Below are 10,114 nucleotides of genomic sequence, written 5' to 3' on the forward strand. Positions count from 1 at the left end.
CGATGAGGATGAACGCGGCGGATACCAGCGCCTCGAGTGCGATCGCCGCCTGGACGCCGCTGACGGTCGTGTCGAGGTCGCGAACCACCGAGGAGATCGACACGTTCATCAGTGATGTGTCGACGACGAGCACGAACATCGCCATYGCCAGCAGCAGTCCGAGCAGGCGTTGAGGGCCCGCTACCCGCTTCGAATCACTGGAAGTCGGTTCTTCGGTCATMGGAGGCCCACCGTCCGTCCATCGCGCGCTGCACCGAGTGTCCCATGTGTGGGGACGACGAAGCTACATCTTCACTTTGTTCTCGGTTCGATCCGGCCACCGGTCTCGCGACAGTTACGGTGATGAGACACTGCACCGAGGTGAGGAGTCGCCGTGCCCAAACTGGAGATCAAGAGGAAGTCCGAGCTCTCCCGGAAAGAGGTGTCCGACCGGCTCATCGCGCTCGGACAGGCACTCGCGAGCGGCTCCGAGGTGGAACTGGGCTCCGGTGGCGACTCGATTTCGGTCGTCGTCGGCGACCGTGTCCAGTGGGAGCTCGAGATCGAGGTCGACGGCGACGAGACCGAGATCGAAATCGAAATCAGTTGGCGCGACGATCCGTCCGAAGAATCCACCGCCGACGCGGAACCGGAATCGGAGAGTCCGCCTCCCGTCAAGACCGCGCGGCGGGGGCGGCCCCGCAAGAGCACCGCCAAGTGAGTTCCGCGACGTCAGGCCGGTGACATCGGTTCGAACGGCCGGATTTCGTCCTGGCCCGGACGGACCACCCCGGCAGAGGATTCCGGCACCTCGTTCCACGCGCCTTCGAGGTCGCGGAGGGGTTCGGAGACCACGAAGCGGGTCTCCCCGCCCAGGTTGTGCAGGACCTCGACCTCCGGGTGGAGTGCGCGCAGCTTCGCGACCTCGGTGGAGAAGAACAACGACCTCGACTGCCGCTCACTCGAATAGCGGAAGATCCACAGCGACTCGCCGTCGGTGGTCGCGACGGTCATCTGCACCGGATGCTCGACCCCGTACGTCCGGCCGACGTCTTCGACGAAGCCGACCGCCCGGGCGACAGCGCCGAAGGGGTCGTCGGCGAGGCCGAACGTCAGTGCGAGGAAGAACAGGGCCTCGGAGTCCGTGGACCCCTCGATGTCGGAGAACAGCGTCGGGTCGACGGCCATCACCAGGTCGCGTCTGATCTCGTGGAAACCGCGGAGTGCGCCGTTGTGCACCCACAACCACCGGCCGTGCCGGAAGGGATGACAATTGCTGCGCTGCACCGGCGTCCCGGTCGAGGCCCGCACGTGCGCGAGCAACATCGGTGTTCGCACCTGACCGGCGATCTCCCGCAGATTGCTGTCGTTCCAGGCCGGTTCGATGCTCTTGTACACCGCCGGCTCACTGCCTTCGCCGTACCAGCCGATACCGAAGCCGTCACCATTCGTTGTGGTCGCCCCGAGCCGCGAGTGCAGACTCTGATCGATCAGCGAATGAACCGGTCGGAACAACAGCTCCTCGGCGAGGATCGGCTCACCCGAGTACGCCATCCACCGGCACATACATCAATTCAAGCAGAACGGCACCGCCGAGCCCACCCCTTTGCCGATGAACCTACTGGTATTTGCCGCGAACGCCGTCCGGGCGGAGGAGAATGGGCAACCGACAAGCCATATCGCGTCGCTCGAGGAAGGCAGACAGCCATGTCCGAGGAATCTACGGCGGCCCGATGACGCACTCCGCGGACGACGACGAACGGGTGGCGCATCCGAGCCGGGCCGAGCGCGCACAACGAGGGACGGCCGCCCGCCGAGACACTCCGCCGTCCGCGCTGGCCGAGCACGGTGTGGCCGATCGGCGCGACCCGGTGGGCCTCCTCGAGAAGCAGGCGACGGAGAGAGTCGCGGAACTCGTTCCGATCCGGTACGGGCGCATGGCGGCGACGGCCTTCGCCTTCTACCGCGGCGGCGCCGCGATCATGGCCGACGACCTGTCCCACTCACCCACCACGGGCCTGCGCACGCAGCTCTGCGGCGACGCGCACCTGAGTAACTTCGGAATCTTCGCCACCCCGGAACGTCGGCTGGCATTCGACGTCAACGACTTCGACGAGACGCATCCCGGTCCCTTCGAATGGGATGTCAAACGCCTGGTCTCGAGCCTCGCGATCGCGGCGCAGGAGAACGGATTCAGCGGCAAGAAGACCAGGAAGATCACCCGCGCGTGCGCCGCCGAATACCGCGAAACCATCTCCAGACAGGCGCAACTGGGAAACCTGGGCGTCTGGTACTCCCACATCGAGCCCACAGCGGAACTCGTGGGACTTCGAGACGAGCTGGACAAGTCGCAGAGGAAACGCGCCAGCACAGCTCTGGAGAAGGCGCGGCGCCGGGACAGCGTCCAAGCGCTCTCCAAGCTGACCGCCGTCGTCGACGGGGAGAGGCGGATCATCAGCAACCCGCCTCTGCTGGTCCCGGTCGAGGAGTTGTACGCGGGCGAAGACCTCGAATCGCTGTACCGAGACCTACGGCATCGCCTGAACGCGTATGTGCAGTCTCTGCGGTGGGACCACCGCGTCCTCTACGACCAGTTCCGGATGGTGCAGATTGCCCGCAAGGTGGTCGGGGTCGGCAGTGTGGGCACCCGCACCTGGATCATTCTGATGCTGGGAGCAGACGACGACGATCCGCTGTTTCTGCAGGTGAAGGAGGCGGGTCCGTCCGTGCTGTCGAGTTACGTCGACGGCCCGTCGTTCGCTGCGGAGGGCGAGCGAGTGGTCAGCGGACAGCGGCTGATGCAGGCCGCGAGCGACATCTTCCTGGGCTGGGAACGTGGCGCGGGCCCCGACGGCGTCGAGCGGGACTTCTACGTGCGCCAACTGAGGGACGGCAAGGGTTCGGCGGTGGTCGAATCCCAGACACCCGCCACGATGATGTTGTACGGGCGATTGTGTGCACGGGTCCTCGCCTATGCGCACGCGCGGGCCGGCGACCGGATCGCGATCGCCGCTTATCTCGGGGACGACACCGAATTCGATCATGCGATAGCAGAATTCGCCGAAACGTACGCAGAGCAGAACACCCGAGACCATGCGGCGTTGCTCGAGGCCGTCGCCGGGGGCCGCATCGTCGCAGCCACCGGTTTCTGAAGCAGCGACGCCGGTCGACTGGATTCGGCTTCGACAGTTGGCGCGGCTCAGAAGATCTGCATGAAGCGGTACCAGTCGGATTCGATGTGCTGATATCCGATCTCACCATCACGCTGGGGGCGCCCGATCTTGTCGGTCCCGTCCGGCAGACGAGCGACTCCGACAAGGTTGACCAGGCCGCCTTCGAGGAAGAAGTGGCAGCCGGTGTCCAGCGGCTCGATGCGCCAGGTGTCGTACAGGCCTATCCGCTGGTCCTCGGACGATGGTGTGCACGTCTGCGCGTACGCGGTCAGTGCGCCGACCGACAGCCGCCACCCGAGGTCGGACGGCACACCGCAGAATACGAGGGTCGCGGTCAGCGCCACCATGGCAGGCGCAAGGCAGATGCGTCGATCCCACCGGTACCGCCCCAGCTGCACGCCGGCGAGAATCAGCCACACGGCACCGAGAATGAGCAGGGCGAAACCGGCGAGCACGACGTACGGGAAGACCGGATCGATCGGAATCGTGATCACCAGCGTCGCAGCGCAGGCGAACGCGACGAGGGCGGTGAGGACGATTCCGGTCGCCAACCTCCACCACCGCGGCGTGTCCGTCCGGCGGCGGGGCCCGTGCTGGGCTGACTGTGCGTCGCGGCCGTCCATCAGGGTCTCCGTTCGCCCGGCGCTCTCCGAGAGGTGGTCAGGTCGGTAACCTCCGGTCAGGCTCGCATGGGCGGTGGGCCGCCGAAGCCGCGGAGGTCGCGGGCGGTGGCACCGGGTTCGAATGTGCTGCCGCCGGGGCCGAATCGTCCGATCACGGTGTGCCGGCTGTCCCAGAGCACCCCGCGGGTGGGAAGTGCCCAGCGGGTCGAGAAGGTGGACGCGTCGTCCTCGTCGTCCGTGGACGGGTCGTGCGCCGCGGCGATGTGCGCGGCGTAGGCGCGCAGCGCGACCGCGAAGGCGTTGGGTTCGCGGCCGGCGTCGAGGAAGTGCGCTCGGTCGCCGCACTGCGGGCAGTGCCACGACGCGCGGTCGCATCCGCCGGCGAGGCCGACAGCCGGTGGTTCGTCTCCGGGCGGACCGGCGGTGCGATACGCGTCGAACGGGTTGGGCTGCTCGATCCGATCGGACGTCTGCCGTGCCGCCGCAACCATGTCCCGCCAGGCGGCGTGCACGTCGAAGCCCCCGAGCATCAGCACCTCTTCGGGCATCGGGCCGATGAACGCCGAGCCCGCGCACAGCACCCGGCTGTGATCGCGGGCGTGGCTGTACTTCGGGTCGAGTGCCCGGGCGTGCCGCATCTGCTGCATGCGCTCGGTGATCGCGAGCCCGTGCCATTCGCGTCCACAGTGCGGGCAAGGGTCCTGGTTCACATTCGAGTCGTGCCCGGATCGGTTGTCGTGGTTCGCGAGTTGGTCGTGTACGAGCCGGTCGATCCGGTCGACGAGGTCACGGTCGGTCATGGTGGATACCCACGGTAGCGGCGGCGGCCGCTCTGTGCGGTCAGTATCCCGCGTCGAAGTCGAACTCGTTGATCAGCGCAGCGTCACCCGACAGGTAGCGTCCGAGATTCTCGACGAACAGATCCACGATCTTCCCGTTCTCGGACGGCACGTTGGCGGCGCTGTGCGGGCTGAGGATGACGTTGTCGGCCGTCCACAACGGCGAGTCCTCGCGGAGCGGTTCGGTGGAGGTGACGTCCAGAACCGCCCCGCCCAGCCTGCCTGTCGACAGTGCTTCTGCGAGAGCGTCTTCGTCGATGATCGGTCCCCGGCCGAGGTTGACGACCAGTGCGCCGTCGGGGAGAGCGGCGAGTTCGCGGCGTCCGATCAGTCCGCGAGTGTCGTCGGTGAGGGCGCAGGAGATCACGAGGATGTCCGCGGCGGGCAGGTGCTCGGCGATCCGGTCGGTGGTGGTCATGCTGTCGAAAGGCGCGCCTGCGGGGCGGGGGGTGCGGGCGACCCCGCTTGCGGTGACGGAGAAACACCGGAGGAGTTCCGCTGTGCGCGAGCCGATCTTGCCGGCGCCCACGATCAGCGCGTGGCGTCCTGCGAGCTCGGTCGTTTCCTGCTTGCGCCAGGTCCGCGTCTGCCGGTCGGCGATCAGCCGGGGAAGGCCGCGCGTGAAATGCAGAATGCCGGCGAGCGCGAACTCCGCCAGCGGATCGGCGTGGACTCCCGCGGCGGTCGTCACCGTGAGCGGCACGCGCGACAGCCCGAATTTCTCGATCAGCTGCCCGGCGCCCGCGGACGTCGCCTGAATCCAACGCAGATTCGGCGACTGATCGAGGGTGCGTTCGGGGTGCCGCCAGTCGAAGTCGAACATCACGTCGGCGGTCCGCAACATCGACGACCACCGGTCGTGCTCGCCGGCCGTCAGATCACGCGGCACCCCGACGTGATCGCTGTGCCATCGAGGCCGGGGGAGCAGTTCGGGTGCGTACGACACCCGTACCCGAGGGTCGCAGGCTGCGATCCTGTCGACCAGGTCCTGCTCGAGATACGAGGCGATCAGCACGTCGACGCACGGGTCGGGCACGGTCACTCCTTCACAGCCGGCGGTTCGGACGTCGGTGCGCTCGGTTCGACCTCCGGCGCGGAGGCGGACTTCGGCATCGCCGCCGCGGCGACGACGAGTACGACGGCCGCGCCGAGGGCGGCCACGAACACCAGATGCAGGGCGCCGGCCAGGTCGCCGGGGGCGGGGTTGTCGGCGCCGCCCAGTCGCGCGTTGACGAGGGCGCCGAACAGGGCGACCCCCACGGCGCTGCCGATGGACCGGGCGAACATGTTGGTCGAGGTGACGACGCCGCGCTCCGACCAGTCGACGCTCGACTGCGCCGCTATGAGGGTGGGGCTCGCGACGAGACCCATGCCGCCGCCGATGACGAAGCAGCAGATCGCCACCTGCCACACCGCCGAGTCGATGGACAGGCTCAACGTGAGAGCGGTGCCCGCCACGACCAGCAGACTCCCCGCGGTGGCGGTGACACGGAAGCCGAAGCGCAGGTACACGCGCCCGGACTGCGACGCGGCGATCGGCCAGCCGATGGTCAGGGTGGCCAGCGCGAACCCGGCCACCAGTGCGCCCGTCCCGAGGACGCCCTGGGTGAAGGTAGGCACGTAGGTGGTCAGGCCCAGGACGATCGCCCCGACCAGCAGTGACACGAGGCTGCTCGCCGCGAGAACCCGCCGGGTGAACACCCACAGCGGCAGCACCGGTTCGGCGGCGCGGCGTTCCACGAGGACGAAGACGATCAGGAACACGAATCCTGCCGCGAAGATGCCGAGGCTGATCGGGGATCTCCACGCCCAGGCCTGCCCGCCTTCGAGGAGTCCGAGGATGAGCAGTGTCGCCCCGACCGCCAGGATTCCGGCGCCGGCGTAGTCGATGGACCGCTGGGTGCGCGCCCGCTTCTCGTCGAAGTTGCGGATCAGCATCACGGCCGCGAGCAGGCAGAGGGGAATGTTGACGAAGAAGATCCACCGCCACGACAGGTACTCGGAGAACACCCCGCCGAGGGTCGGGCCGATCACCGCCGACATGCCCCACACGCTGGCCAGATAGCCCTGGGCCTTGGCGCGTTCGGCGAGGGTGTAGATGTCTCCGGCGATGGTCATGCTCATCGGCTGGACGGCCCCGGCGCCGAGACCCTGTACCGCGCGGAACGCGATCAGCGCGGGCATGCTCCACGCGATCCCGCACAGCACCGAGCCGACGCCGAACAGGGCGATGCCCAGGAGCATCACGGGCCTGCGGCCGAAGATGTCGGCCAGCTTGCCGTAGATCGGCACCGACACGGCCTGGGTGAGCAGGTAGATCGAGAACAGCCACGGGAACTGCGAGAAGCCGCCGAGGTCCCCGACGATGGTGAAGACGGCGGTGGAGATGATGGTCGCATCGAGCGCGACCAGTGACGTCGTGAGCATCAGTGACACGAGAATCGGTCCGCGTTCCGAACGGAACCCGACGTCGACCGGGGTCGTGTCCGTCGCCATTACCCACCTTCTCCGGTTACCGCGATCACAAGAGTTCCTGACCAACGGTAACGACAACGGGAGACGAAGTGTTCCGCGGCTGTGCCCCCGACGCCGTTACGCGGTCGCCGAGGATCCCCGGAACGCCGCGCGGTACGAATGGGGGCTGGTGCCGACTACGCGCTTGAACCGGTCGCGGAACGCCGTCGGCGACCCGAAGCCCACCTGCGCGGCGATGCGGTCGACGGAGTGCGTGGTGGTCTCCAGGAGGTACTGCGCCTGATGAATCCGGACGCGGTGAAGCCACTGCAACGGTGTGGTGCCGGTCTGCTCGCGGAATCTCCGATTGAGGGTGCGGGTGCTCGTCCCGGCTCGCCGGGCGAGGTCGTCGAGCGTCAGATCGTCGCGGCTGTTCTCGTGCATCCACCTCAGCAGCGGGTCGAGGCTCGTCATTTCCGCGGACGGTGGTCGTTCGTGAACGATGAACTGCGCCTGCCCGCCTTCGCGTTCCAACGGCATGACCGACAACCGGGCAGCGTCGGCGGCGACCGCCGACCCGTGATCCGAGCGGATCATGTGCAGACACAGATCGAGGCCTGCCGCGGCACCGGCCGAGGTCAGGAACTGGCCGTTGTCGACGTAGAGCACGGCCGGATCCACGTCCACCAGTGGGTGACGCGCGGCGAGGAGTTCGGCGGCCGCCCAATGCGTCGTCGCCCGTTTGCCGTCGAGTAGTCCGGTGGCGGCCAAGGTGAACGCCCCCACGCAGATCGACGCGATTCGGGTGCCACTGTCGGCGGCCCGGCGCAGCGCCTCGAGAATTTCGGGTGCAAGCGGAGCGGTGGGGTCGGCGAGCCCCGGCAGAATGATCGTGTCGGCCGCGTCCAGAATGCTCAGATCCCACGGCGCGCGGAGTGTGAATGCGCCGGCATCCACGTCACCGCCGAGGGCACACACCTTCACCCGGTAGGCCGCGCGCCCGTCCGGCAGCCTGGTGCGGCCGAAGACCTCGATCGGGGTGGCGAGATCGAACGCGATGACACCGTCGAGTGCCAGGACTGCCACGGTGTGCATGGCTACAACCTACGCAGTCGATCGATTTCCGCCAAGGGCGAATAACGGCGGTAAATGGCGATGCGAAATGCAGAAATCTGCGCAGATGGCGTGGCGACAATCTGTTGGTATGTGGCGAAAATGCCAGTTCTCCGGTCTCGATCGGCTGGCTAACGTCACTAGCGCCTCGTGTACTCGGCACGAGGCGGACAGGGAAAGGCACCACGGATGCATGTCCAGATCGCGCTGTTCGACGGGTTCGATCCGCTCGACGTCATCGCTCCCTTCGAGGTACTGCACGCGGGTGGCCTGTACGCCGACGGCGCGCTGACCGTCGAATTGGCCTCCGCCGAGGGCGTGCGTGAGGTCCCGAGCGGAACGGCGCCGCTGAGTCTGCGGGCCGCCGCCACGCTCGACGCGGGCCGGGCCGATGTGATCGTCGTGCCGGGTGCGTCGGGGCGCGTGGAGGAGCGCACCGAGGGCGACGACACCATCCCGAGAATTCTCGGACGGACCCTCGAGACACGGCTCCCCGAAGTACTGCGGGAGGCCTGTGCCGACCCGGACCTGATCGTCGCCACCGTCTGCGGTGGGTCGCTCGTGCTCGCGATGGCAGGACTCGTCGAAGGCCGCCACGCCGTCACCCATCACCTGGGGATGGATCTGCTCGACGCCACCGGGGTGGTCGCCGTGGACGCCCGCGTCGTCGACGACGGTGACCTCGTCACCGCGGCCGGCGTCACCTCAGGTCTGGACCTCGGACTGTATTTACTCGAACGGGAACTGGGACCGCGCATCGCGCACGCGGTCGAGACATTGTTCGCCTACGAGCGCCGCGGCACCGTCTGGCGTGCCCGTGGGCTCGAACCCACCACCATCTGAGGAGCAGAGCCATGTCTGTCGACGGCACCTGGAACGTCGTGATCGCCACGCCCATCGGAAAGCAACGAGTCGAACTGACCTTCGTCACGCAGGACGGGGAACTTCGCGGCATCGCTCGCGGAGCCGCCGAGGAAGTCCCGCTCACCGACCTGACACTCGACGGGAACCGGCTTACCTGGTCTCAGTCCATCACCAAGCCGCTGCGCCTCCACTTGCAGTTCGATGTCCTCGTCGAGGGCGACGAGATGACGGGGAAGTCTACGGCGGGACGTCTGCCCAGCTCGAAGGTCAGCGGCCGCCGGTCGGTGCCCGACCGATAGGCTGGGTCACCGTGCGCCCCTCACTCGATTCATACGCCCATCTGGCCGGTGGCAAGGTCCGCGACCTCTACACGATCGACGACGAGCACCTTCTGTTGGTCGCGAGCGACCGGATCTCCGCCTACGACCACGTCCTGAGCACCCCGATCCCGGACAAGGGGCGGGTGCTCACCGCGATGAGCGTCTTCTTCTTCGGCGTCCTCGGCGGCAACAACCATCTGGCCGGTGAACCCGACGACAGCCGGATCCCCGAAGAGGTCCTCGGCCGCGCGCTGGTGGTCCGGAAGCTGGACATGGTCCCCGTCGAGTGCGTGGCCCGCGGCTACCTCACGGGGTCGGGGCTGATCGACTACAACGAGACCGGCGCGGTGTGCGGCGTCGCACTGCCCGAGGGCCTGGTGGAGGCGAGCCAGCTTCCCGACCCGATCTTCACGCCCGCCAGCAAGGCCGAGCTGGGCGAGCACGACGAGAACATCAGTTTCGAGGCCGTGGTCGAGAAGGTGGGCCAGGACCTGGCCGTGAAGCTGCGCGACGACACCCTCGACATCTACGGCCGGGCGTCCAACTTCGCCGCGGACCGGGGCATCATCCTCGCGGACACCAAGCTCGAGTTCGGACTGGACCCGCAGGGCAACCTGGTTCTCGCCGACGAGGTCCTCACCCCCGACTCGTCCCGGTACTGGCCGGCCGACGGGTACGAGGCCGGGAAGGTGCAGCCGAGCTTCGACAAGCAGTTCGTCCGCAACTGGCTCACCGGCCCCGAATCCGGC

At 67.6% G+C, this 10,114-nt stretch carries 11 protein-coding genes and 1 pseudogene; 5 read left to right on the forward strand and 7 right to left on the reverse strand.

Annotated elements, in window-relative coordinates:
- A pseudogene (locus AC1D1G_RS35350) lies at positions 1-220 on the reverse strand (MFS transporter); the annotation flags it as partial.
- 153 nt (positions 221-373) lie between these two features.
- On the opposite strand from AC1D1G_RS35350, the gene AC1D1G_RS35355 reads away from it, so the two are divergent.
- On the forward strand, positions 374-700 hold the full coding sequence (locus tag AC1D1G_RS35355) for an amphi-Trp domain-containing protein (RefSeq protein ID WP_317569894.1): 327 nt from the start codon (positions 374-376) through the stop codon (positions 698-700).
- Positions 701-711: 11 nt separating this feature from the next.
- Here the strand turns inward: AC1D1G_RS35355 and AC1D1G_RS35360 are convergent, their stop codons facing one another.
- Positions 712-1,533 carry a class II glutamine amidotransferase gene (locus AC1D1G_RS35360; RefSeq protein WP_317569895.1) on the reverse strand — a complete coding sequence of 274 codons (822 nt, stop codon included), beginning with the start codon at positions 1,531-1,533 and terminating at the stop codon, positions 712-714.
- Between the two features lie 179 nt (positions 1,534-1,712).
- Between AC1D1G_RS35360 and AC1D1G_RS35365 the strand changes: the two genes are divergently transcribed.
- A complete protein-coding gene (locus AC1D1G_RS35365; RefSeq protein ID WP_477955743.1) occupies positions 1,713-3,131 on the forward strand; it encodes a DUF2252 domain-containing protein in 1,419 nt (472 codons plus the stop codon).
- 47 nt (positions 3,132-3,178) lie between these two features.
- Here AC1D1G_RS35365 and AC1D1G_RS35370 read toward each other — a convergent pair whose 3' ends face one another.
- The 5 genes from AC1D1G_RS35370 to AC1D1G_RS35390 all read right to left on the reverse strand — a co-directional run bounded on the left by AC1D1G_RS35370 (position 3,179) and on the right by AC1D1G_RS35390 (position 8,163).
- Positions 3,179-3,775: a hypothetical protein gene (locus AC1D1G_RS35370; RefSeq protein ID WP_477955744.1), complete on the reverse strand. Its 597-nt coding sequence runs from the start codon at positions 3,773-3,775 to the stop codon at positions 3,179-3,181.
- 56 nt (positions 3,776-3,831) lie between these two features.
- The gene (locus AC1D1G_RS35375; protein ID WP_317569898.1) at positions 3,832-4,575 is read right to left on the reverse strand and encodes a hypothetical protein; all 744 of its coding nucleotides are present in this window, start codon (positions 4,573-4,575) and stop codon (positions 3,832-3,834) included.
- A 40-nt stretch (positions 4,576-4,615) separates the two neighbouring features.
- On the reverse strand, positions 4,616-5,656 hold the full coding sequence (locus tag AC1D1G_RS35380; protein ID WP_477955745.1) for a D-2-hydroxyacid dehydrogenase: 1,041 nt from the start codon (positions 5,654-5,656) through the stop codon (positions 4,616-4,618).
- Positions 5,653-7,110, reverse strand: a complete 1,458-nt coding sequence (locus AC1D1G_RS35385; RefSeq protein WP_283330618.1) for an MDR family MFS transporter — start codon at positions 7,108-7,110, stop codon at positions 5,653-5,655. The genes AC1D1G_RS35380 and AC1D1G_RS35385 overlap by 4 nt, the downstream gene beginning before the upstream one ends.
- Before the next feature lie 96 nt (positions 7,111-7,206).
- On the reverse strand, positions 7,207-8,163 hold the full coding sequence (locus AC1D1G_RS35390; RefSeq protein ID WP_280778747.1) for a GlxA family transcriptional regulator: 957 nt from the start codon (positions 8,161-8,163) through the stop codon (positions 7,207-7,209).
- A gap of 207 nt (positions 8,164-8,370) precedes the next feature.
- On the opposite strand from AC1D1G_RS35390, the gene AC1D1G_RS35395 reads away from it, so the two are divergent.
- From AC1D1G_RS35395 to AC1D1G_RS35405, 3 genes are all read left to right on the forward strand, one after another.
- On the forward strand, positions 8,371-9,024 hold the full coding sequence (locus tag AC1D1G_RS35395) for a DJ-1/PfpI family protein (RefSeq protein WP_283353364.1): 654 nt from the start codon (positions 8,371-8,373) through the stop codon (positions 9,022-9,024).
- Positions 9,025-9,035: 11 nt separating this feature from the next.
- A complete protein-coding gene (locus AC1D1G_RS35400; RefSeq protein ID WP_280778745.1) occupies positions 9,036-9,344 on the forward strand; it encodes a hypothetical protein in 309 nt (102 codons plus the stop codon).
- An 11-nt stretch (positions 9,345-9,355) separates the two neighbouring features.
- Positions 9,356-10,114: phosphoribosylaminoimidazolesuccinocarboxamide synthase (locus AC1D1G_RS35405; RefSeq protein WP_477955746.1), on the forward strand; the 759-nt coding region annotated here is incomplete at its 3' end.

Source organism: Rhodococcus sp. P3_B8, assembly GCF_056402775.1.